Origin of the sequence: Treponema phagedenis (assembly GCF_008153345.1) — a bacterium.
Taxonomy (GTDB): domain Bacteria; phylum Spirochaetota; class Spirochaetia; order Treponematales; family Treponemataceae; genus Treponema; species Treponema phagedenis.
This window is the reverse complement of record NZ_CP042818.1, coordinates 1-24,938: the sequence shown is the minus strand read 5'-3', so window position 1 is coordinate 24,938 and position 24,938 is coordinate 1. Positions and strand designations below refer to the sequence as shown.

The 24,938-nt window shown below is 39.5% G+C and carries 13 protein-coding genes and 1 pseudogene; 3 read left to right on the top strand and 11 right to left on the bottom strand.

Features of this window, described 5'->3' with window-relative positions:
- The first annotated feature begins 114 nt into the window (after positions 1–114).
- Together FUT79_RS00070 and FUT79_RS00065 are read left to right on the top strand one after the other, a co-directional pair.
- Complete coding sequence (locus FUT79_RS00070; RefSeq protein WP_148889169.1) at positions 115–801, top strand: DNA-methyltransferase; 687 nt, start codon at positions 115–117, stop codon at positions 799–801.
- Positions 802–1,193: 392 nt separating this feature from the next.
- Positions 1,194–2,318 (top strand): annotated as a pseudogene (locus FUT79_RS00065) (M3 family oligoendopeptidase); the annotation flags it as partial.
- A gap of 219 nt (positions 2,319–2,537) precedes the next feature.
- On the opposite strand, the gene FUT79_RS00060 reads toward FUT79_RS00065, so the two are convergent.
- From FUT79_RS00060 to FUT79_RS00030, 7 genes are all read right to left on the bottom strand, one after another.
- Complete coding sequence (locus FUT79_RS00060; RefSeq protein WP_024752817.1) at positions 2,538–7,196, bottom strand: 2-hydroxyacyl-CoA dehydratase; 4,659 nt, start codon at positions 7,194–7,196, stop codon at positions 2,538–2,540.
- A gap of 403 nt (positions 7,197–7,599) precedes the next feature.
- A complete protein-coding gene (glgX, locus tag FUT79_RS00055; RefSeq protein WP_024752816.1) occupies positions 7,600–9,744 on the bottom strand; it encodes a glycogen debranching protein GlgX in 2,145 nt (714 codons plus the stop codon).
- A gap of 196 nt (positions 9,745–9,940) precedes the next feature.
- Entirely contained in the window at positions 9,941–10,687 is a 747-nt protein-coding gene (locus FUT79_RS00050) for an amino acid ABC transporter ATP-binding protein (RefSeq protein WP_002695655.1), read from the bottom strand.
- Positions 10,687–11,499, bottom strand: coding sequence for an amino acid ABC transporter permease (locus tag FUT79_RS00045; RefSeq protein ID WP_148879489.1), 813 nt, complete (start codon positions 11,497–11,499; stop codon positions 10,687–10,689). The genes FUT79_RS00050 and FUT79_RS00045 overlap by 1 nt, the downstream gene beginning before the upstream one ends.
- Positions 11,500–13,087: 1,588 nt before the next feature.
- Positions 13,088–15,604 (bottom strand): DNA topoisomerase (ATP-hydrolyzing) subunit A, encoded by a 2,517-nt coding sequence (gene gyrA, locus FUT79_RS00040; RefSeq protein WP_024752813.1) that lies wholly within the window; start codon positions 15,602–15,604, stop codon positions 13,088–13,090.
- A 358-nt stretch (positions 15,605–15,962) separates the two neighbouring features.
- Positions 15,963–17,354, bottom strand: a complete 1,392-nt coding sequence (locus tag FUT79_RS00035) for a sodium-dependent transporter (protein WP_024752812.1) — start codon at positions 17,352–17,354, stop codon at positions 15,963–15,965.
- Positions 17,355–17,498: 144 nt separating this feature from the next.
- Entirely contained in the window at positions 17,499–18,890 is a 1,392-nt protein-coding gene (locus FUT79_RS00030; protein ID WP_231577591.1) for a tyrosine phenol-lyase, read from the bottom strand.
- A 197-nt stretch (positions 18,891–19,087) separates the two neighbouring features.
- On the opposite strand from FUT79_RS00030, the gene FUT79_RS00025 reads away from it, so the two are divergent.
- Positions 19,088–20,341, top strand: coding sequence for an ISNCY family transposase (locus FUT79_RS00025; RefSeq protein WP_148889167.1), 1,254 nt, complete (start codon positions 19,088–19,090; stop codon positions 20,339–20,341).
- A gap of 318 nt (positions 20,342–20,659) precedes the next feature.
- On the opposite strand, the gene FUT79_RS00020 is transcribed toward FUT79_RS00025, so the two are convergent.
- From FUT79_RS00020 to dnaA, 4 genes are all read right to left on the bottom strand, one after another.
- Positions 20,660–21,118 carry a DciA family protein gene (locus tag FUT79_RS00020; RefSeq protein ID WP_024752809.1) on the bottom strand — a complete coding sequence of 153 codons (459 nt, stop codon included), beginning with the start codon at positions 21,116–21,118 and terminating at the stop codon, positions 20,660–20,662.
- Entirely contained in the window at positions 21,108–22,178 is a 1,071-nt protein-coding gene (gene recF / locus FUT79_RS00015; RefSeq protein ID WP_024752808.1) for a DNA replication/repair protein RecF, read from the bottom strand. Before recF ends, FUT79_RS00020 begins: the two co-directional genes overlap by 11 nt.
- Positions 22,179–22,181: 3 nt before the next feature.
- A complete protein-coding gene (dnaN, locus tag FUT79_RS00010; RefSeq protein WP_002695674.1) occupies positions 22,182–23,285 on the bottom strand; it encodes a DNA polymerase III subunit beta in 1,104 nt (367 codons plus the stop codon).
- Positions 23,286–23,537: 252 nt separating this feature from the next.
- Positions 23,538–24,938 (bottom strand): chromosomal replication initiator protein DnaA, encoded by a 1,401-nt coding sequence (dnaA, locus tag FUT79_RS00005; RefSeq protein ID WP_024752807.1) that lies wholly within the window; start codon positions 24,936–24,938, stop codon positions 23,538–23,540.

The following is a 24,938-nucleotide window of genomic DNA, read 5'->3' as shown; positions in this document are numbered from 1 at the left end:
CAAGCAGTTTGTTTGAAAGATTTTTTATTTTTTTTTGCATTTATCTGTATTACAAAATTACATCGTTTAATTCAGTATAATTTAAAAATTATGTAAAAAAGGAAGGTAAAAAAAATGAAATTAACCGAAAATATCGAACTACTGCATGGCGACTGTTTAGACTTTTTGCCGAAAATTCCGGATGAAAGCATACAGTCAATAATTACTGATCCGCCGTATTTTTTAGGCATGACTCACAATAGCCAAAAGGGTTGCTTTAATGATTTAGCTATTTGTAAGCCTTTTTATGAAAAGCTTTTTAAAGAATATAAGCGCATTTTAAAGCCTGACGGCTGTATATATTTCTTTTGTGATTGGCGCAGCTATGCTTTTTATTATCCGCTTCTTGATTCTGTTATGCAGGTTAAAAATTTATTAGTCTGGGAAAAACACGGTCGGCCGTCTCTAAATGTTTACGGTTCAGGTCATGAATTTATTATGTTTTCCGGAAAAATTAAAAAGTCCTACATAACAAATATAATTGATGATGTAGCCTCGTTTAATATCGGAGCGAGAAAAACAAACGGCGAAAAAATACACCCGACGCAAAAACCGATAGAACTAATGGAAAAATTTATTTTTGACAGCACCGATGAAGGCGATGTCGTATTGGATTCGTTTATGGGTTCCGGCACAACCGGCATTGCGTGCCTGAATACAAACCGCCGATTTATCGGCATGGAAATTGACGATAATTATTTTAATATCGCAAAAAACAGACTGGAAACCGCGATAAAAGGGCAATCAAAAAAAGCGGTTTAATGGGTATTAAAACGGCGTAAAAATCCGAATAAAAAGCCCTGTAAAACGATGGTTATCCACAAGCTGTGAATAACTTTTACAACATCATAAAAAACAGCCCCGGATATCTGGTTTTTTACTACTTTTTAAGCGGATTTTCTTAAAAATTTTCCCGATTTTTCAAAACCAAAAAATAAAAAGATTTAAGGTAACAGAAACGGCTAAAAACAGCCCTTTTTGGGCATTTTTCATCAATTTTTGCCAAACCTCGTGTAAAATCATACCTTTTCCTAAAAGCACACTTTATCACTGATAAACACTATATATATGGCTTTTTGCTTATTTTTTAATAAACATACGCTATATATGGATTTGCTCGAAAGGTAACAGTTTTGCCAAATCTCATGTAAAATGACATGGACTCAATCTATGATGAGCTGGTAAAAGTGCGCACGCGCATTGCGCGCACTCTGGGCTATAAAAACTATGTGCAGCTTGGATATGACCGTTTAAACCGCACGGATTATACTGCCGATATGGTCGCAAAATACCGCAAGCAAATTTACGATGAGATTGTGCCTATCAGCACTGAGCTTTTAAAGCGGCAAAAGCAGCGGCTCGGGCTTGATACTCTTTTTTATTATGACGAGGCGTTAAAGTACACCACCGGCAATGCGGTTCCGCAAGGCGACCCCGATTGGATTATTGCGCAGGCAAAAACAATGTACAAGGAGCTTTCCCCCGAAACCGATGAGTTTTTCAGGTTTATGACCGATAACGAGCTACTTGACCTGCTTTCAAAAAAAGGAAAAGAGGGCGGCGGGTATTGTACCACCATCTATGATTATCAGGCGCCTTTTATCTTTGCTAATTTTAATGAAACCCAGCATGATGTCGAAGTGATGACGCACGAGGCGGGGCATGCTTTTCAAGCCTATCAAAGCAGAAATGCCCGCCTTATCGAATATATTTGGCCTACGTATGAGGCGTGCGAAATTCACTCAATGAGCATGGAGTTTTTTACTTGGCCGTGGATGAATCTTTTCTTTAAGCACCAAACGGAAAAATTCCGCTTTACCCATCTTTCCGGGGCGCTTGAGTTTTTGCCCTACGGCGTGAGTGTCGACGAATTTCAGCATTGGGTTTATGAAAATCCCGAAGCCTCTCCGGCGGAGCGAAAAGCGCAGTGGCGCGCAATAGAAAAAAAATATCTTCCGATGCGCAATTACGGCGACAATGATTATCTGAACCGCGGCGGTTATTGGATGCGCCAATCCCATATTTTTGATTCGCCTTTTTATTATATCGATTACACCCTTGCCCAAGTTTGCGCGCTGCAATTTTGGGTGCGCTCGCAACAAAACCACGACTCTGCATGGAAAGACTACCTGCGGCTTTGCAAGGCGGGCGGCTCCATGCCGTTTTTACAACTTGTTGAATACGCAAATCTCAAAAACCCCTTTGCTGCGGGCTGCATCGCATCAATAACTCCGGCATGCAAGGAATTCTTGCATTCAATTGATGACACGAAATTATAAAGAGAGCCTTGGTTAGTTTTTGCCGTCCATGGCAAAAACTAACCGACGAGTTTTAAAGCTTTATAAATAGTTTTGCTTTAAAACATCGTTGCTGCGTAGAACCACGGGCGTCCGTGCCCGTTCTGACACTTGCATTCCTCCTAACGGTGCGAGATGCAGGGCTGCTCTGGAAATGCTGCAAACAGCTTCGACTTGATATAAATATTAAGCCGAAGTTGATTACGCCAATGCGTCGAAACTTTGCTTATATGACGGCTTGATTTTTTCTTGTGTTGTTTTTTGCGTCCATTTTTGTGTGTCGCTGCGTTTTACACGAATATCCGCATCAGGATTAATTTTAGTTTCATCCGGATGGCTGCCTTTCGGTGCATTTGCAAGAAGAAGTTTTAAGCGGTTCAGCTGATTTACTTCGCTTGCGCCCGGGTCAAAGTCTATTGCGGAAATGTTTGCATCGGGATATCGGCGGCGCAGTTCTTTTATCATTCCCTTTCCTGTTACGTGATTCGGCAGGCAGGCAAAAGGCTGAATGCAGGCAATGTTCGGAACACCGCTTTGGATAAGCTCTATCATTTCCGCAGTGAGAAACCAGCCTTCGCCGGTTACATTGCCGAGCTGTACAATGCCATCAACGCCTCGTGCCAGATGATAAATGGATTCAGGCGGATTAAAGCGTTTGCTGTTTCGTAAAGCTTTTTTCATATAGCTTCGATACCGCTCAAGCATCCAAATAAGCGTATGAAATTTAATTCGCTGCTTAAGTGAGTTCTCGAGTATTTTATTTTTATCAATTTCCGTTTTAAGCGAGTAAAAGAAGAAGTCAACCAGATCGGGAACAACACACTCGGCGCCTTCCCGTTCAATTGTTCTAAATATATCGTTATTCGCAACAGGGTGGAATTTTACCAGAATCTCACCGACTACACCAACACGCGGTTTGTGTACATTGCGCAAAGGCAACGTATCAAAGTCATCCACAATGTCCTGAATAAGTGCGTGGTATTTTTGCATTGGCAAGTCTTTGAGTTCAGCTTTTATTCGTGCCGCGTATTTTCTGTGTAGCGCATCAGCGGATCCTTTTATAGCTTCATAGGGACGCACGCGATACAAAACTCGCATGAGAAGATCTCCCAGCACAAGAGATTTTAGTGCACGGTTTAAAAGCGCCCCTGTCGGTTTAAAACCGGGGCTCGTTTCTATTGCCTGTGCACTTAACCCGATAACGGGAATATGCGCAAGCCCCGCATCTGCAAGTGCCCTGCGAATAAATCCTATATAGTTTGTTGCACGACATCCGCCTCCGGTTTGAGAAATAATCAATGCAATGCGGTTAAGATCATATTTGCCTGACTGTAATGCGGAAATCATTTGTCCTGCAACGATAATAGCCGGATAACAAGCATCGTTATTTACATAGCGTAAACCGCAATCGACTGCTTTTGAATCCACTTCGGGAAGAATTTCAACGTTAAAGCCCGAGTGCTCAAATGCTGCTTCTAGCAACTCAAAATGGATTGGAGACATTTGCGGTGCAAGAATAGTATAACGCTTGCCCATTTCTTCAGTAAAAATAACTCGCTTGTATGCAGCTGATTTTTTTTGCAGCTTAATGCCAGAGCGCTCACGCTCTTTTATTGCCGCCATCAAACTTCGAATACGGATTCGCACCGCTCCGAGGTTTGAGCCTTCGTCTATTTTGAGCAAAGTATACATTTTTCCCTTTGCTTCAAGGATTTCCTGCACCTGATCTGCTGTTACCGCATCAAGTCCGCAGCCGAAGCTGGTAAGCTGGATAAGATCAAGGTTGGCATTGGTGCTGACAAATTGCCCTGCGCGGTATAATCGATTGTGATATGCCCACTGGTCTACCACACGCAAAGGGCGCTCTACCTTACCGAGATGCGCAACAGAATCTTCAGTCAGTACGGCTAACCCGAGTCCGGTTAAAAGTTCCGGAATTCCGTGGTGAATTTCAGGATCGACATGATACGGGCGCCCCGCAAGCACAATGCCGTGCAAATGCCGCTCCTCAATCTCTTTTAAAATCTCCTCGCCTTTTAACTCTGTTTCGCGCCGGAAGGATTCCTGCTCTTCCCATGCCGTATTTACTGCTGCGGTAATTTCTGAAAGGAAGAGTCCGAAGGTTTGCCCTATTTCTTCAAACAAGCGTTCGATTAAGCGTTTTTTATTATATAATGGAAGAAAAGGATTGATATAAAGCACATCCGCATCTTGGCGCAATGCGTCAATATTGTTTTTCAGCACTTCCGGATAGGAAGTTACAATCGGGCAGTTATAATGATTTCCCGCCCCTTCATCCTCTTTTGTTTCGTAGGGAATACAAGGGTAGAATATTGTTTTTACACCGGATTTAAGGAGGGATTCAATATGTCCGTGTGCAATTTTTCCCGGGTAACAGACGGACTCGGAAGGAATGGATTCAAGTCCCACCTCGTACACTTTGCGTGTAGAGCGCGGAGAGAGTTTAACCGAAAAGCCAAGCTCGGTAAAAAAGGTGAACCAAAACGGGTAGTTTTCGTACATGTTAAGCACCCGCGGAATTCCGATAACACCGCGTGGAGCCTTGTCTGGGGCAAGCGGTTTATACTGAAATAAGCGTTTATATTTCCAATCAAAAAGATTCGGAATCGGTGCAGCCTTCGGTTTTGCGGTACGGACGGGCGCCTTAAAATCGGGAAGTTTATCAATTTCCGCCCCCCGTTCACAGCGATTGCCGGTGATAAAACGGCGTTCGCCATCGCTAAAGGTATTTACCGTTAAAAGGCAGTTGTTGGCACATTTCCCGCAGCGTCTCAGCTCAAGGTCTACCGAAAAATCTTCTAAATCTTCGAGATTTGCAAGATTCGAGACACCGTTTGAGCCTGCGTCAATCCATTCGCTTCGCGCAATCAGGGCGGCTCCGAATGCGCCCATTAAGCCCGCAACATCGGGGCGTATCGCTTGCACGCCAGAAATAAGCTCAAAGGCACGCAGTACCGCATCATTATTAAAGGTGCCGCCTTGCACAATCACTTTTTTTCCGATTGCGGAAGGGTCGCGAAGTTTGATAACCTTAAACAAGGCGTTTTTGATAACCGAATACGAAAGCCCCGCTGAAATATCGCCGACAGAAGCACCCTCTTTTTGAGCCTGCTTTACACGGCTATTCATAAACACTGTGCAGCGGCTACCGAGATCTACCGGTTTTTGTGCAAGCAAGGCTTTTTCCGAAAATTCGGTGATAGGCATACCGAGTGAGCGTGCAAAATTATCAAGAAAACTCCCGCAGCCGGAAGAACAAGCCTCATTCAGCTGAATAGAGGTTATAGCGCCGTCCCGCATATGCAGACATTTCATATCCTGCCCGCCGATATCAAGCAGGAATTCAACTCCGGGTAAGAAAAAGTCTGCGGCGCGGTAATGCGCAATTGTTTCTACTTCGCCGGAATCCACTCCGAGTGCGGCTTGAAAAAGCCCTTCGCCGTATCCGGTAGAAACGGTGCGGGCAATATATGCTTTTTTTGGAATTTGTTTGTATAAGTCTTTGAGCATTTCAACAGCAAGTTTTACCGGATTGCCCGCATTCACCGCATAAAACTTCCAGAGGATTCTTCCTTCCGAATCAAGCAAAGCTGCCTTGGTTGTGGTTGAACCCGCATCGAGCCCCAAAAAAAGCGGGCCTTCCGCCTTTGCAAGCTCAGCCGTTGCCGCTTTTTCTTTTGCATGACGGGATCGAAAATCAACAAGACTCTCCTCATCTTTAAAAAGAGGTTCAAGCCGCTGCACTTCGTTCATTTCAGCATCGGCGATTCCTGCAAGAGCCTGTCGAAATTCGGCAATGCTCACAAGGTGAACCGTTTCTTCATCTTGCGAATCAAAGACGGCAGCTTGAATCTGTGTTGGATTAAGCTGTTTCGGTTTTGCAAGACTTATCCGCTGAGCGGGATTTGCAAGCTTAAATGTTTTTGTGCCGCACGAACAACCTCCTACGGAAGAGGAACAACCTCCGCCGCAATTATAAGAAGGAAAAGCAAAATTCTTTGCCGACTTTTTTGTACTTGCATTAACGTCGGCGTCGGTAACAAGCGGCGCATTAAAAGCGGCACCTAATGCCACAAAAAGTTCCGATTTATCGGGAGTGATAATCTCATCTTCCGCTAAGTTTAAAGAGATAATAAACCTTTTCCTTAACTGGTCTAAAAAATGTAAGGGGCCGCCTAAAAAGGCAATTCTGCCGCGAATCGGTTTACCGCAGGCAAGTCCCGATATGGTCTGACTTACCACCGCCTGAAAAATACTTGCGGCAATATCTTCCCGCCGCGCTCCTTCGTTGATAAGCGGCTGCACATCGGTTTTTGCAAAAACGCCGCAGCGCGCTGCAATCGGATAAATAGTATTTGCACTTTTTGCAAGCTCATTCAAACCCGAAGCATCGGTTTCGAGCAGGGCTGCCATCTGGTCAATAAAAGCCCCTGTGCCGCCGGCGCAGGTGCCGTTCATGCGCTGCTCAATACTATGCTCAAAATACGTGATTTTTGCATCCTCTCCGCCAAGCTCAATAGCAACATCGGCGTAGGGAATAAGTTGGCGCACCGCTGTTGTGGATGCCACCACTTCTTGTATAAAAGGAATGGAAAGCCAATGCGAAACCGCAAGTCCGCCCGAACCGGTTACCATCACTGAAAGCCGTACCTCCGCCCCGCATTGCTGTTCAACGGAGTCAAGAGCCTCGCCGGTTACTTTGATAATTGTATTTCGTATATCTGCGCGATGGCGTTCATACTTACTGAAAAGAAGTGCATTCTCTGCATCGAGGGCAACAACCTTTACCGTCGTAGAGCCGACATCAATACCTATTCGTATATTTGTTAACTTTCTCATAATTCAGAGTATTACACAAAACCGGAAAGAATGCAAGCAAGTGTGCCTTCGTTTACATATGCACAAAAACGGGAATCTAACTCTCAGTATATGGGCTGCACGAAAAACCGCAAAACCTATGCCACAAGCATCCTACGATAAATCGCACCGGCATCAAACAATGTTTAAAAGCATCAGCAGTGAATTATATTTTATGCAAACCCTAAAAAAATTTTTATAAAAAAGAGTCCGACACGGCGCAAGGGCGAACTTTTGGAATTTCCGCCTTTGGTTCGCCTATGAGTTTTGCCTGCTTACGCCGGAGTGTGAGGCAAAACATCGTTCGAAATTGAGCAACGGTGAGTAATTTACCATAGGAATTCTGAATCCGCTGTCATTGATAAAATTATGTTTACACAAAATTTTATTTTGCGATAAGAACAACAATTGTCTGTGCAAGCACTACATATCGCCGTTGATTGGCAATTAAAGCGTCTTCCTTTTCCGATAAAAACTCTTCTCCGTCAGGGTAAGAAGTATCGATTAAGCGATGCCAACTTCGTCCACGCAGCGGTACCGGCAGTACAGCGGTTACATCAAATGAGGAAGCGTTAAGCATAAGATAAAAATCATTGTCGTCATATTCGGCTCTTGTACGCGCTTTGGTACCGTCTAAATAATACGCAAGGAATTGCGAAGGGATTTCCCAATTCGGCGGAAAACCTTTTGCATTATACCAGGAAATATCAGGACCTTTGCGATTTTCATCACCCTTCCCGGTTAGGAATTCCGCACGCCTAAAGATCGGATGCATTTTTCTCAAATGAATAAGCTTTTGCATAAAAAGCAACATTCCCTCATTTTCTCTTACCAGATCCCAATCAAACCACGATATTTCGTTGTCTTGACAATACGCATTATTATTGCCGTTTTGAGATCGCAGCACCTCATCTCCCATTAAAAACATCGGAGTTCCAAGTGAGAGTAAAAGAGTGCTCATGAGGTTTTTTGCTTTTTTTCTTCTGATGCTCTCTATCGCTTTATTTTCCGTCGGTCCCTCAAAACCGTTGTTGTAACTGCAGTTATCATCACTGCCATCTTTATTTTCTTCTCCGTTTTCGTCATTGTGTTTTCGATTATAGCTGACAAGATCATAAAGAGTAAAACCGTCATGGCAGGTAACGTAATTTACCGAATGAAAAGGCTTTCTTCCGTCGTCAAGATAAAGATCCGATGAGCCGGTAACTCTTGTAGCAAGTCGGTGGGCATTCGGCGTATCTCCTCGCCAAAAAAGCCGCACTTCGGATCGGAATTTATCATTCCATTCTGCCCATCGAGAGCCAGGGAAAGTACCAACCTGATAAGCGCCGCCCGCATCCCATGCTTCCGCAATTATTTTAGTATGATATAAGATTGGATCTTCCGCAATTCGCTCAATCATCGGCGGATTTTCCAATAGGCTCCCCTTAGAATCCCTTCCTAAAATTGAACCTAAATCAAAACGAAACCCGTCCACATGCATTTCGACCACCCAATAACGCAGACAATGAATAATGAAGCTGCGCACAACCGGATGATTGCAGTTAACAGTATTTCCGCAACCGGAATAATTCCGATAATAACGCGGATTATCCTCAAGCATATAGTAAATAAAATTATCCAAACCTTTAAATGAAAGAGTCGGACCGTACTGATTCCCTTCGGCAGTATGGTTAAAAACAATATCGAGGATTACCTCAATTCCGGCCTTGTGCAACTCTCGCACCATTTCTTTAAATTCATTTACCGGACCACTGCCGATTTTATTAAAGGCATAGTTTGCCTTCGGAGCAAAAAACGCAATGGTGCTGTATCCCCAATAATTACGCAAACGCTCGCCGGTACGTGGATTAGTACGGGTATTTTCGTTTTCATTAAATTCCTGAATGGGTAAAAGCTCCAAGCTGGTAATACCAAGCTGCTTTAGATACGAAATAGATTCAATTATTCCTTTATAGGTTCCTTTATATTCTTGAGGAGAATTCGGATGCACGGAAAAGCCTTTTACATGAGCCTCATAAATAATACAGTCTCGTAAAGGATAATTAAGCGGGCGGTCTCCCTGCCAATCAAATTCTGAAATATCGGTGGCAATACATTTTGGGAAGTTTTTTGCGGATATTTTGGTTGAAAAACTTAAGTCTCCGTCAACATGCGTAGGAGTGGTTTGAACATTTTCAGCGGCGGTAAACGCATCAAAATTCGCAAGCGCCCGCGCATAGGGATCTAAAAGATAATTATGTACATTAAAACGCAATCCTTCACTCGGAATAAAGGGACCGTTTACCCTATATAAATACAAAGCATTTTTTTCCAAACCGCGCACAAACACATGCCAAATATTTCCGGTTTTATTAACTTTGGGATCTAATGTATAAGAATAATACGGAGTATCTGCTTCAGGGCAATCAAAAAGCTCTAAAATAACCGAAGACCCGTGCCGAGAAAAAAGGCTGAAATTAATTCCATCTTCTTTTAAAGTTGCGCCATGCGGCAAAGGAATTCCTGCAAAAAAAGTTAAATCGCTCATAATTGTAAATATAAGTATAATATGAAAATAAAAATCATACTAGAATACATTGATCATAAAATAGTTGCACATTTTATAAAATCAATCTACCCAATAGTAAACAAATTCAAAAATTCTATCCAATTTCTTATCGGCTGATTATCCGCTGTACATGAGAAGAGTTTTCATATTTTAGCGTACGTCGTGCGAAGGGGAGCTATAGAATATGCTGAATAAAGTTCCGAGTGCGCTCTTCTTTTGGGGAGGTGAAAATTACCTGCGGCGGGCCTTCTTCGACAATGCTGCCGTGATCCATAAAGATGATGCGGTCGGCTGCCGCTTTGGCGAAGCCCATCTCGTGAGAGACAACAAGCATGGTCATGCCCTCTTTTGCAAGGTCGTTCATTACGTCCAAAACTTCTTTTATCATTTCGGGGTCGAGGGCGGAAGTGGGTTCGTCAAAAAGAAGGATTTTTGGATTCATCGCTAAGGCGCGGGCGATTGCGACTCGCTGTTGCTGCCCGCCGGAAAGTTGCGCCGGATAGTTTTTTGCTTTTTCGCCGAGCCCGACTCGCTGTAAAAACCGCATTGCTTCGGAGCGGGCTTCGTCCTTGTGCATTTTTTTTACAAGACGCGGTGCAAGCATAATGTTCTCAAGCACCGAAAGATGCGCAAAAAGGTTGAAGTTTTGGAATACCATGCCAACCTCTTCCCGAATACTGCGAATATCGATTTTATCGGCGGTGATTGACTTTCCGTCTATAATAATGTTTCCTGAGTCGATTTTTTCCAGCAGGTTGATGGAGCGCAGCAAAGTGCTTTTCCCTGAACCCGAGGGGCCGACAATTAAAACTACTTCACCTTGCTGAATTTCGGTAGAAACATTTTTCAGCGCATGTACTTCGGTGTCGGTTCCCGCTGAAAAGGTTTTACAAATGTTTATAATTGAAATAAGCGCACTCATTATCGTTTTCCTTTTTTTAGTTTGCGTTCAAGCCGCCGCACTGCAATTGATAAACTGATGGTTAAACAAAGATAGAAGAAGGCGACTACGTTATAGGTTTCAAAAAATAAGAAGGTGGCGGAAGAGTATACTTTTCCGATTTGCGTTATATCCTGCACACCGAGTACGGATACAAGCGAGGAATCTTTTATCACGGCAATGAATTCGTTTGCAAGCGCGGGAAGAATGTTTCGGGTTGCTTGCGGAAGAATTATATGAATCATAGTTTGAGTTTTGGTGAGCCCGAGTGCGGAGGCGGCTTCCACCTGTCCTTTATCAACGCTTTCGATCCCCGCACGGAATATTTCCGCAATGAAGGCGGAATAGCCGAGTACTAAAGCGATAATTGCCCGCAGCGCAAAGCTGAAACTTCGAGGCGAAAAGCCCTCCATAATTTCCGCATTGATTAACGGTGCGAAAACCGCATTCAAAACGGAGGAGATCGCGGGAACTGCAACAAAGGCAATATAATAGAGGATAACAAGCATCGGCAGCCCGCGCACCAGCTCAATGTATACGGTGACAAGCTCTTTCAGCCAGCGGATATGCGAGGCACGGGCAAGCCCCAAAAGCAGGCCGAAAAATATTGAAAGGATGTATGCAACTATCGCAACCAAAAGTGTTGTGATAAGTCCGCTTGCCACGGCAAAAAATATACTGCGATACGATTCATTTACTAATGCCGCAACCAAAAAATAAAGCCCTAAAAAACTTATAATCACCAGCCACCACGGAATGCCGGCAGCAACTTGCCGAAAAGATTTTTTCGTCATTGCAAACTCCTTCTTCTATAAGAATACCATTTTACTGATAGAGCCGCAACAAAGCAAGAGAAAAACACAACAAGAGCAAGACTTTTTAATCATACGAACCGTAAACAATTGTATAAAAAATGAGCCCGACACGGCACAAGGGCGAAGTTTTGAAAATTTACTTTAACTTTGCCAACGAGTTTTTAAACTTCAATTTTACAGTTTTATGTTGATGCTTTAAAACATCGTTTGGAATTTCGCAAGGGTGAATAATTTACCATAGGAATACCAAATCCGCAGACCGCCTGCCATTATGCAGGCAGGGCGTTCACACGCGTAAGAGTAAGATACAATTCGCTGGTCATTGATACCCTCAATAAAAACATATTTTCCACATCTTTTCATAAAATTTTAACAAGTTATCCACAAGATATTCAGAAATATAAAAATTTTATAAAAACATATCTGGTAGACAGAACTTTACAAGAAGACAGAACATCGAAAATTATCAATGAAAATTAGGTATAATTCCGTGAAAATAAAGAGATTTTTACTACTTCAGCCATCTTTTTCTTTTTTACAGCAGAATATTGTTAATTCAGAATATTTTATTAACAAGTTATCCACAATTAAAAAATTCAATACTTTTTTATATTTATTTTATAAGATTAAAAAATCATTAAATACACCTCAAATACGCAATAATTTCAACCTTTTAAGCAGAAATCTTTTTATTTATTTAGCAGATAATGTTTCACGTGAAACATTATCTGCTAAATTCTCTGAACAGAAAAAATTTAAACACAACTTATCCACAATAATAATCCATTTATTTAAAAATTAAAACACCAAAAAAAAGAAATCGAAAAGAGAATCTACTCTCTATTAGTTTCAGTTTTTAAATACTTTTCTTTTTAGAATAAAACTCCCCTTCTTTTCCTATTACTAATTATGCTTTGTAATTAAGTTACTGTTATACTAATAGAATTATTCTCTGATTTAGTATTCCTCTAATAAGTTGTTTCCATTGTTTTATGTTGGCTCTCTTTTATAAATTTTTTTTACAATTTGTGTTAAATGAACGAAAAAACTAATTGAGATATCAAAAGATCGCTACCCTATTATAACGTTTCGTGATTAAGTTACTATTAGAAAATACATCGATAATAAAGCTTACCCAATTAAACATTCCCGAAGTAATAGCCACGAATGGCGATGCTTCCATGCAGAAACGATGTTTTAAAAGCACAACTCTTTTCAAGTGCTTTTAAAACTCACAGGTGTTGTTTTGGCACGAATGTCAAAATCAGATTTTGCATTCCTATGGTAAATTGCCCACCGTTGCGTTGTGTCGGTCTCTTTTATAAAAGTTTTTAGGATTTTGTATAAGATGAATTAAAAATAATTGCCTTGTCAAATTAAATAACTGTTACACTCCATCAAAATGTTTCACGTGAAACATTTTTAGACTGTGTTTTTTTGAATTAAATCATTTAACAGTATTACTTTTCTTATCTTTAGGAACAGGCAAAAGTATTTTCTTAAAACTTAGGCGTGTATCAATAAAAAAACCGGCACAATTGCCGGCTTTTTTGACTCATAAAGAAGATTAGGAATCGCTTCCGTCCAGATCGAGTTCCGTATTTATTGCTTTCTCCGAAGATGTTTGTCCAATTTCTTCGTTTGTTTCCCTTGCAACAACATCAAGTCCAATCAGAATATCAGGGCTTTCAATGTCAAGAACTCTTACACCTTGCGCCGATCTTCCCATAATACTGATGGAATCAACGTTGACGCGAATAGTTTTGCCCTGTCCGGTTATGCAGACAACCTCATCATCATCCAAAACAGTAAGAAGTCCCACAACCTCTCCGGTTTTTTCAGACAGAGTGTAAATTCTTTGTCCGCCGGTTGCTCTTCCGTGCGGAGTAAATTCCGAGAATTCCACACGTTTTCCGTAACCGTTTTCAGTCATTATCAACATTTTTTGATTATCCGCAACGCGAAGTGCGCCGGTCAATTCATCACCTTGCGCAAGTTTTATTCCCGCAACTCCGCGCGAAGCTCTACCAAGCGGTCTGATTTCTTCTTCCGTCATGCGCAGCGCTTGTGCATGCCGCGTAATAAGCATGATTTCATCTTTTCCGGTTGTCAATATGGCACTGACCAGTTTATCGCCGTCATCAAGTTTAATAGCGATAATACCGCGCGTTTTTGCATTCTGAAAATTATCGGTTGTAACTTTTTTTACCACACCTGCAGCAGTCGCCATCAATAAATATGTAGAATCTGAAAATTCTTTTAACGAAACAACCGCCGTTATTTCTTCATCTCCCGACACGGAAAGTAACGATTTAATATGCGATCCTCGGCTTGTTCTGCTTGCTTCGGGGATTTCATGAACTTTGAGCCAATAAGCCTTTCCCTCGTTCGTAATAAACATAATATAATCATGAGTTGAGGCGGTAAATATTTGGTCAATAAAATCATCTTCTGCAAGATTTGCGGAGTTTGAACCTTTTCCGCCTCTATTTTGACTCTTGTATGCTGAAACGGGGATTCTTTTAATATAGCCAAGGTTTGAAATCAAAATCACCATCTCTTCTTTTTGAATTAGGTCTTCGATATTCAACTCTTCAACCTCATCGGCCACAATATCGGTTCTGCGCTCATCGCCGAATTTATCAGCGATTTCATTTGTTTCATCTTTTACCAGTGCACGAATTTTTTCCGGATGCTCAAGCAAGTCTTTAAGATGCGCAATAAGAATCTCTAATTCCTCCAATTCTTTACGCAAATCCTTTATTTCCAAGTTTGTTAAGCGCTTCAACTGCATGTCTACGATTGCTTGCGATTGAACTTCATCAAAACCAAACCGCTTCATCAAGTTCAGTTTTGCAGTCGGTGTATCGGCGGAAGAGCGAATAATCGCAATTACTTCATCGATATTGTCAATCGCTACAATTAACGCTCGCAAAATATGCGCACGCTCTTCGGCTTTTCGCAAATCAAATCGGGTTCTTCTGGTAACAACCTCAATTCGATGATTTACAAAACACCTCACTAAATCTTTTAAGGTAAGAGTTTGAGGACGCCCCTCTACAAGCGCAAGATTTATAACACCAAACGATGATTGTAAGACTGTTTTTGCAAAAAGCTGATTGAGCACAACTTTGGTAATTGCACCCCGTTTTAATTCAATAACAATACGCAAACCGGTGCGATCCGATGTCTCGTCATTGACATTTGCAATACCGTCAATCACCTTGTTACGCGCAAGCTCGCCTATTCTTGTAACAAGATTTGTGGTATTTACCTGATAAGGAACTTCGGTAAAGATAATTGTTTCTTTCCCTTTTTTATCAACCTCAATGGTAAATCGACCGCGGACAAGAATCTTTCCGCGCCCTGTTTTATATGCTTGGCGGATTCCCTTTTTACCGAAAATAGTACCGCCGGTGGGAAAATCGGGACCTTTTATATGCTTGCAAAGCTCATCAATTGTAATTTCCGGATTATCAATATATGCCGAGATAGCGGAAGCAATTTCGCGTAAATTATGCGGCGGCATATTTGTTGCCATACCGACCGCAATACCGCTTGAACCGTTTGCAAGTAAAAAAGGAAATTTTGCGGGCAGAACCGTCGGCTCTTTTGTAGAATCGTCAAAGTTTGAAATAAAATCAACAGTTTCTTTTTTTATATCCTCGACCATTGATTCGGCAATTTTTGCCATTTTTGCTTCCGTGTAACGATAAGCAGCTGCGGGGTCTCCGCCGATAGTACCGAAATTTCCTTGAGGGTGAATAACCGGATACCGAAGAGAAAAGTCCTGTCCCAATCGAACAAGCGCATCATACACAGAGGCGTCTCCGTGCGGATGATAACTTCCAAGCACATCACCGACAATTTTTGCACACTTTCTTGTCGGCCCCGAATATCGTAAACCTTTTTCTTCCATTGAGTACAAAATACGCCGATGAACAGGCTTTAAACCGTCCCGCACATCCGGCAATGCTCGGCTGACGATAACAGACATTGAATAATCGATGTAGGCTCTTTTTACTTCAGTTTCGATCGGAATAGGGATAAGGATTCCGCCCTCAGGGGTTGTAATTTCTTCCATAACGTATGCAGTATAGCAAAAAATAGAGCCTTCTTCAAGCCTTTAATAAAAGCGCACAAACAATGTGCAGCCGACATTAAGCCCATCGATTTTAGTTTTTTACTGGACAAGATGCTTTGGCGTGTCCGATGTTTTCCATACAATTTTATTAAAAAGGAGCCCGACACGGCGCAACGGTGAGCAAACTTACCATAGTGTTAAGTGCTTTTTTCGCTTATGCATTGAATTGCACTCCGTCCCTCAGGAAGACTGTAGCAAAGTCTCACCCTTTCTTTTTGAACACATCTCATTTTAAAATAAAAAAGGCAAGCAAATTAAAATAATCCGCTTGCCTTGTCTCAACAGTAAAAGCCTATGCTTAAAAGCCTCCGGTAAAGAAGCCTGCAACACAAATAATAATCGCAAGGGGCACATAGAGATATTTTCCAAGGTTTAACCATGAACTTCCTATTTGCCGTGCAGCACCTTTGTTAATTTCTTTCATCATATCATCTTTTTCCCAAACCCAGAACCATGAAAAACCGCCCAGAACCGCTCCGATCGGAATAATGTAAATTGATATAATATCCATCCACGATCCCCATTGATAAATGGCTTCCATGTTTATTCCTATTCCTAAACAGATTACCGCAAGAAGAGTTAACATTGCATTTCGCTTAAGTTTTGGGAATCGATGCATGAGTGATTCTCCTACAACCTCAAACATGTTTTGTAGGGAAGTAATGCCGGCAAAAGTTACGGCTAAAAACAATACAATCGCAAAAAAGCGCCCCATCGGAATTGTTTTTAATAATTCAGGCAAAGTTATAAAGAGAAGCCCCGGACCCTTGTTTACAACCTCATGGATACTTCCTCCTGCGGCAACAACTTCGGCTATTTCCTCTGCATTAAACGAAAACGTTGCAGGAATAATAACCAATGCCGCAATAATTGCCGCTAAAGCATCGAAAAGTGCAGTTTGTATTGCCCCGCCGACTAAATCTTCCGTTTCAGGCAAATAAGCTCCATACACAATCATTCCGCTGCCGGTAATTGACAGAGAAAAGAATGCTTGTCCCATTGCCCAAATATAGGTTGAAGGTTTTGCAAGATATTCCCAACGCGGAATAAACATATACTTGTATCCTTCTCCCACATTCGGTAAAAAAGAAACACGAACAGCAAGAATTAAAAAAAGGATAAAGAATAAGGGCATCATTACTTTATTTGTTTTTTCAATACTCTTTGCCCCTAAGACAAGCGTCAAAAGTGTTCCGATTACAATAACAATGTGATACGGAAGTAATCCATAAGGAGTAAAAGCGCTTTCACCAAACCAAATTTCAGAACCGGATTTTGTTACTCCGTCTACAACTTGCGAAGTATAGCTGAATAAAGAACCAGAAACCGAAGTAACCAAACCTTTCAGAACTAAAGCAACAATAACTGCATATCCTATTGCAATACACATTGAGCCTGCTAAAGGAAGCCAAGCTATAACAGATCCGACCGTTCCTTGATTGCGCGTCGACCAAGCGAATCTATATGACCCCAAGGTTCCTGTTCCCGATCTTCTTCCTACCCCGTATTCCGCAGATAAACCTACATAACTAAAAAGAGCAACAAAAAGAATATATACTAAAAGAAAAGCCCCTCCTCCATTGGCCGCCATTCGGTATGGGAATCCCCATACATTAGCCATACCGACGGCAGAACCTACGCATGAAAGAATAAATCCCCATTTTGATTGAAATTTTTTTTCATTACCCAATGTTTTCTCCTTAGTTTTGTTTTTAATTTAGATAAAATATTTTATTTTTAATTAAAACATATTACAACAGAAGATAAACATAATTCGGTAATTATCAGATTTTGATATACTACCGAATTATGAAGTTTAGTTTATTTTTATCTTTTAATCTGCGTAAGCAAATCTTGCGGTAAAGAATCTCAGCTGTTTTGGCTCATATACAAATTTCAAAGGACGAATATCTTCTTTATGTTTATAAAGTCTTACAACCGAATCCGCTACAACATCCATGTGCTTATAGGTATAAACTCGTCGGGGAATTGTCAAACGTACTGTCTCAAGCTTCGGCATATGATTTTCGCCTGTTTTCGGGTCGCGTCCTGCTGATACAATACCGCGCTCCATCGAACGAACACCCGAATCCATGTACAAAGAAGCGGCCAAAGATTGCGCGGGGAATTGTTCTTGCTTTAAGTGCGGGCAGAACCGCCGTGCATCAAGGAAAACCGCATGTCCGCCGATCGGCTCAATAATCGGGATTTTTTCAGCGAGCAAAAGATTACCAAGATAACGAACCTGCTTTACTCGATACTCAATATACTCATCCTGTACCGATTCTCGTAAACCGACTGCCATTGCCTGCATATCCCGTCCGGTCATTCCGCCGTACGAAGGCATACCTTCAAAAACAACGACAATTTCTTTTGCTTTACCAAAAAGCTCATCATCATTTAATGCCAAAAATCCGCCAATATTGGTAATACAATCCTTTTTACCGGACATAGTTGCGCCGTCGGAATAGCTAAACATTTCGTGCACGATTTCTTTAATTGATTTATTCTGATAGCCTTCTTCCTGTTCTTTGATAAAGTACGCATTTTCTACACAACGAGTTGCATCATAAAATACTTTTACGCCGTGTTTTTTAGTAATTTCGCGTACCGCTCGCATATTTTCCATCGACACAGGTTGCCCGCCGGCAAGGTTTACCGTAACGGCAAGACAAATATATGCAATATTTTCCGCACCTTTTTCTTTAATAAGATTCTCTAATTTTTTGAGGTCAATATTTCCTTTAAAAGGTACATTTAAACCTGCATCATGAGCTTCGTCTCTGATAATATCTACGAAAATTCCGCCGTTTCTTTCCTGATGATAACGAGTTGTGGTAAAGTACATATTTCCTGCAACATACTGACCGGGTTTAATAGCTATTGTTGAAAGAATATTTTCAGCGCCTCGCCCCTGATGAGTGGGAACCACATGAGCAAAACCCATTAACTCTTTGATCGTAGATTCCAAATACAGCCAGTTACGCGATCCCGCATACGCCTCATCACCGATCATTATTCCGGCCCACTGTTGATCGCTCATTGCATTTGTTCCCGAATCAGTCAGAAGGTCTATATAACAATCTTCAGAACGCAGGTTAAACGTATTATAACCGGCTTCAGCCATAGCTTTTTCGCGCATTTCTTTTGAAATTACCGCGACCGGCTCAACCGCCTTAATTTTAAACGGCTCTGCCGGATACTGAGATAAATCCAATGGATTCATAAAACGCCTCCTAAAAAGGTAATGTTTAATGCGTTGACGCATTATAAGAATTATAAAGGACGATTTTTCATCTGTCAATCAAAAATACTGGTTGTCTTTAATCTGTGATAATTTCACCCCTATAAGTTTTCAATGAATATTTCGCCCCTATATTTTACCGAGGTGAAATTATTGACTTATTACATTACACTGGAGGAATGAAATTATTTATGAGCATTGATCAAATTACACGAGGACATGTTATCGCCAACTGCTTAGAGGGGAGATGTACGGTACAACAAGCTGCGCTTCGATTAAACCTTTCACGAAGACGCGTACAGCAATTAAAAAAGGCGTTCAAAGAAAAGGGTTTAGCAGCAATGCTGCATGGCAACAGTCAGCGTCCCTCTGCAAAGAAGACCTCGAAAGAAATTGAGCAGCGATTACTTGCGCTGCGAAGCGATCCCGCATTGTCAAAAAGCAATTTTTTGCATTTTCATGAAATAGTAACTGAAGAATATCAATTGCAGCTGTCATATTCGACTCTGCGCCGTATTCTGTTATCACATGGAATTTGTTCACCAAAGAAAAGACGAACACGAAAGAAGGTGCATAAAACGCGCGAGAGAAGAGCTTGCTTCGGAGAGCTGTTGCAAGTGGACGCAACCCCGTTTCCTTGGTTCGGCGGGAAAGAAAAATCCGCATTACATGCTTTTATTGATGATGCGCGCGGAATGATTACCGGTCTTTATTTATGCAAAAACGAGTGCCTGCTCGGATATTTAGAAGTTCTGCGGCAGACACTCGAAAATTATGGACTCCCTGCCGCTCTTTATCCGGATAAGTGTAGCGTTTTTTTTGTTAATGCAAAAAAACAGTTATCCATTGAGGAGCAATTACAAGGAACCGAGGAACAAGTAACACAATTCGGCAAAATTATCAAGTACTTAGGAATCGATATGTTCCCGGCTCATTCATCACAAGCAAAAGGACGTGTTGAGCGATTATGGCAAACTTTACAAAGCCGACTCCCTGTTGAATTTGCACGACGCGGAATTACAACCATAGAGCAAGCGAATCAATTCTTAAAAGAGTATATCGGTATTTTCAACAAACAGTTTGGTGTTTCGGCCTGCGATTCATATTCAATGTTTGTACCGACGCCAAAAACACTCGATCTTGATAAACTGTTGTCATCGGTTATTACGCGCAAGCTTTCAAGCGGTTCTACCATCTCAATCAAAAACCATTTGTTTAAAATTGAGCAGAATAAATTCGGCGCAGGCACAACGGTAAATGTATTGATTTCACAAAAACATGGTATACGCGCTTTAATACATGATGAATTCTATCCGATTGTACCGCTCGATGATATATACCGAACCGATACGGTTGGACGAACCGGAGACCTGCCTCAAGTAGTTATTGACTTGATTTATGAATTCTTACTTAAAGATGCAAAAGCAGGATAACTCGATGTGTTAAGGGGTGCAATTTTCATTGCAAAATTAACCCCCTTTAGGGGTGAAATATTCACTGGTTATTGACATCAAAAATACTGGATTCAACATTGCTATGGTAAATTACTCACCGTTGCTAAATTCAAAACGATGTTTTACCTGATCCGTTGTTGTAAACAGGTAAAACTCGTAGGCGAAGTTAAAGTAAATTTTCAAAACTTCGCCCTTGTGCCGTGTCGGGCTCTTTCTTTATAAAATTTTTTAAGCTTTGTTTTATTAAAAAATCTTGCTTCTTTCGTGAAAATATGGTGTTATTGACTGAAAAATAAACTATTCTTTTTTATAACTTTTCTGTATTGCTTTTTTTAAACTTTTAAACTTCTTTTTAAGTTCTGGAGGCAGATCTTTTTTTATTTCATCATTTTCAAATTCTTTTATTTCTTTAGCGGAAGGTTTATAAAATTTTCTTTCTTTTTTATATTCATCTTTAATTTCTGATTTTACAAAAATACTGAGTCCGGTGATGTTTAACTGAGGATATTTTTTTGTAAATATCTCAAGAATTTTTTCTTTTTTTAAAAGAATTTGTTGACTCCAGCCGGAATGGTCTACAGTAATTATTGCTTGTCCGTTTTTTATATCAGTGAGCTCACTGTGAGATGCAATATTTTCTCCTACAATTTCAACCCATGCATTATATGCCTGTAAAGCATCGGATTCATAAAAACACTCTATTTGTTTTGTAGCGGGAATGATCAAATCAGCAATTTTTTTTATTTTATTCTGCATGAAATTCTCCGTTTGAAACAAAATAAATTAAGGTTTTTTCTTTTGCATATTTTTTATACGGTTCGCCTGGTAAAAATGTACAAAAAAGCTGATCATATTTTGGTAAAAGATCGGTAAATGATTTTCTTTTATCAGGATCAAGCTCAAGAAGTACATCATCCATCAGTAAAATAGGCAGTTTTCCGGTAATCTTTGTAAAAAACAATGCTTGTGCGGTTCTTAATACAAGAGAAATTAAACGAAGCTGTCCCGTTGATGCGGTAGAAATAAAAAGTTCGTTATTTCGTACAAAGTGAATTTTATCACGATGCGGCCCCGACATGCAGGTTCCTAAAAGAATATCTTTTTCCCTTCTTGCCGCAAGATGTGCCATAACTTCTTCAGCTGATGAATGTTTCCACGAAGGTTTATACTCAATTCTTACATTATCAATGCCGCTGACCTTTTCATAAATATCCGAAAAAATGGTATTAAACTCATCGATTGTTTTTTTTCGGTAGCTGATAATTTCAAAGCCAACAGAGGCAATTTGCACATCAAGGCTGTCTAATAAAACTCTTTTTTGCTCTTTAATTTCTTTATTTTTTGTTTTTAATAGAACAGTGTATTTTTGTAAAAGATCAAGATAAAACGGATTATACATTGAAAGAGATTGGTCTATAAAAAACCTTCGCCTTTCGGGAGAGCCGACCACAAAATCTAAATCGTTATGAAAAAAAAGTACACAAGGAATGGCGTTTACCAAGTCTTTACGAGATCGTATTTTTTTTAAATTTTTTTCTATTTGTTTTTTTCCGTTTTTTGAAATAATGGAAATTGAATCGGTTTTTTCCGCTTTATACATTGCTCGAATGCTGTATTCATTTGTGCCGGTAGTATAAATTTCAGAATCTGTGCGCGTTCTAAAAGAATTGCCGTAAGAAGCAATGTACAAGCTTTCAAGTAGATTGGTTTTTCCTTGCCCGTTTTTTCCTATTAAAAAAACTTCCGGAGCTGATAAATCTATCGGTTTATTTGATAAGTTGCGAAAATTTACAAGAGAGATTGTAAGAAAGGGCATATCCTACTCTATTTGCATTGGCATTATAATATGAAAAAAATCTTTATTAGGTTCTGCACGCAGAGTGATAGCACGCATAGGATCAGTAAATTCTATTTTTATGCGGTCAGAATTTATCACTTTTAAAGGCTCTTCAACATATAAATAATTTAAAGCCATTACTATTTCATCTCCCTCATATTGACAGGGAATTTCTTCTTTTGCTTGCCCTAACTCATTTTCTTCAGAACTGATAATAAGAGAGCCGGAATTAAGATTAAAGAAAATTCTTCTTGTTTTTTGTTCAACTAATAAAGCAACGCGTTTTAAAGCATCGGTTAATTCCGACTTTTCAATTTCAAAAGATTTATCTTGATTTTCAGGTATAACTTTATCATAATTTGGAAATTGTCCGTCTATAAGGACGGAAGAGAATTTATATGATCCGAAATTGAAGAATATGTTTTTTTCTCCTACGCCAATAGCTATTGAACCTTCGTTTTGAGTTCTTCTGTTTATAATAGAGAGAATTTTTGGAGGGATAATAATTCCTTTAAAGTCGGGAATAGTAATGCCAAAGTTTTTTTCGATATATGCAAGTCTTCGTCCGTCTGTTGCGACAAAGATAAGGTTTTCATTTTTTTTCTCCATATAGACACCGTTCATAAAATAACGAGTTTCATCATCTGAAACTGAAAAAACGGTTTGTTCTATCATCTCTTTAAAATCTTTTGTATTGATTTCAAAAAATTGAATATTATCTGGTTCAGAGAATACCGGGAAGTCATTGTCTGAAATTGTTCGAAGTTGAAATTTCGCTTTTTTTGCTACTGATGTTATAATCAGTTTTTGATCTTTTTCGGTGATTTCAATTTCTCCCTGAGGAAGAGAAGAAATAACACTGACAAATTTATCACAAAAAACAGTAGTAGAGCCTTCTTCCTGTATGTCTACAGGAATTTTTGTTTCAAAATTTACTTTAATGTCGGTTGCTTTAAGTATTAAGCTTCCTTCTTTGGCTGTAAGTAAAACATTTGAAAGAATAGATATGGCTGTTTTGTTTGAGATAATCTCTTGTGCAATGGCTAATTCTTTCAAGAATACATCTTTATCAAAGGTAAATTTCATTTTTTTCTCCTCGATTTTCTCTTCTTAATATTAATGTATAATATATAAATTTAGTAATAGTAATAGTAAGTCCTGTGAATTTCTTAAGAACAAAACTAAAGTATTGTATTTCATTAACTTAGCTTGTATATAAGCTTGTGGATAATTTGTTTGGTTTATCCACAAATTCACAAGCTTATATAAAATTTAAAACTTATCCACAAATATTAACGATATATTAACATATTTTACAAAAGAAATACAGAGTTTATCCTATTTTTTTGATAATTCGGAAATGGTATTTTTGAGAGAGTTTAAATTTGCTTGTAACGACGGATTGATCAAAATCTCATTTTCGATTTTTTCTACTCCGTGAATAATTGTTGTATGATCTCTTCCGCCGAATTCAATACCGAGCTCCGTTGTTGATAATTCCGTCATTTGCCGCGCAAGATACATAGCTATTTGTCGCGGATAAGCAATAGTTTTAGTTCTTTTTTTGCTTTTTAAATCCACATATGAGATATTAAAATCTTCCGCAACAACTCTCAAAATTATATCCACGCTGACGTTTTTTGGTTTGGGAAGATAAAAAAAGTCTTTTAGTAAATCTGGTATAATATCTATAGTTACCTCTCCTGAAATTTCAGTGAATGCAATAATTTTTGTTAAACAGCCTTCCAAATCTCTTACATTTGAAAAAACATTTTGTGCAATAAGGTGAATAATTTCATCTGAAATTTTGATATTTTTATCGGGATTTGATTTATTGTAAATTTCAAGTTTTTTTATTAAGATTGCGCAACGAGTTTCAAAAGATGGCATAGTTAAGTCTACATTCAAACCGCGTGTACATCGTGATTTTAAACGCTCTGAAAAATTCTTAAGTTCTTTAATAGGTCTATCGCAAGTAAAAACAATTTGTCTACCGCTTTCATATAATGCATTGAAAGTATGAAAAAGCTCTTCCTGTAAACCGTCTTTATTCTGAAAAAAATGAATGTCGTCAATTAAAAGTACATCGGCTTTTCTGTATTTATTTTTGAATTCTTGGGTTTTTTTACTTCCAAGAGCGGAAATAAATTCGTTACTGAAACTTTCTGCAGTTACATAAATAATATTTAAGTCAGTTGTCCTATAAATCTCATTTCCGATAGCTTGCATTAAATGCGTTTTTCCCAAGCCTACACCGCCCAAAATGAGCAAGGGATTGTAGTTTTTTCCGGGAAATTTTGCGACGGAAAGTGCCGCATTTTGAGTAAATTTTAAATCTTCACCTGCAACAAAATTATCAAATGTATAATTATCCTTTAAAGCAGGGTGAGAATTTTTTATCTTTTGAGGTTTTTCTTTTCTTTCTTCCCTCTTTTCTTCTTTTTTTTCAGGAATAATTGATTTGTTAGCAGAATTTGTAAGTTTAGGTTTTTTTATAACATACTGAAGTGAAATTTCATGTCCAGATATTTCTAAAAATTTATTTTCAAGCTTTTTTTGATATTTTTGACTAAATTCTTTTCTGAAAAAATCTGAAGGTACGGAAATTTCAATACTATCATCTGAACTTGAGTTAAAGTCAATTTGAATAAACCACATATTAAATTCACCTTGATTAAGTTCTTCTTTTAGCTGCTTTAAAGTTTCTTTCCAAAAAATTTCATATCCTGATATATCCAT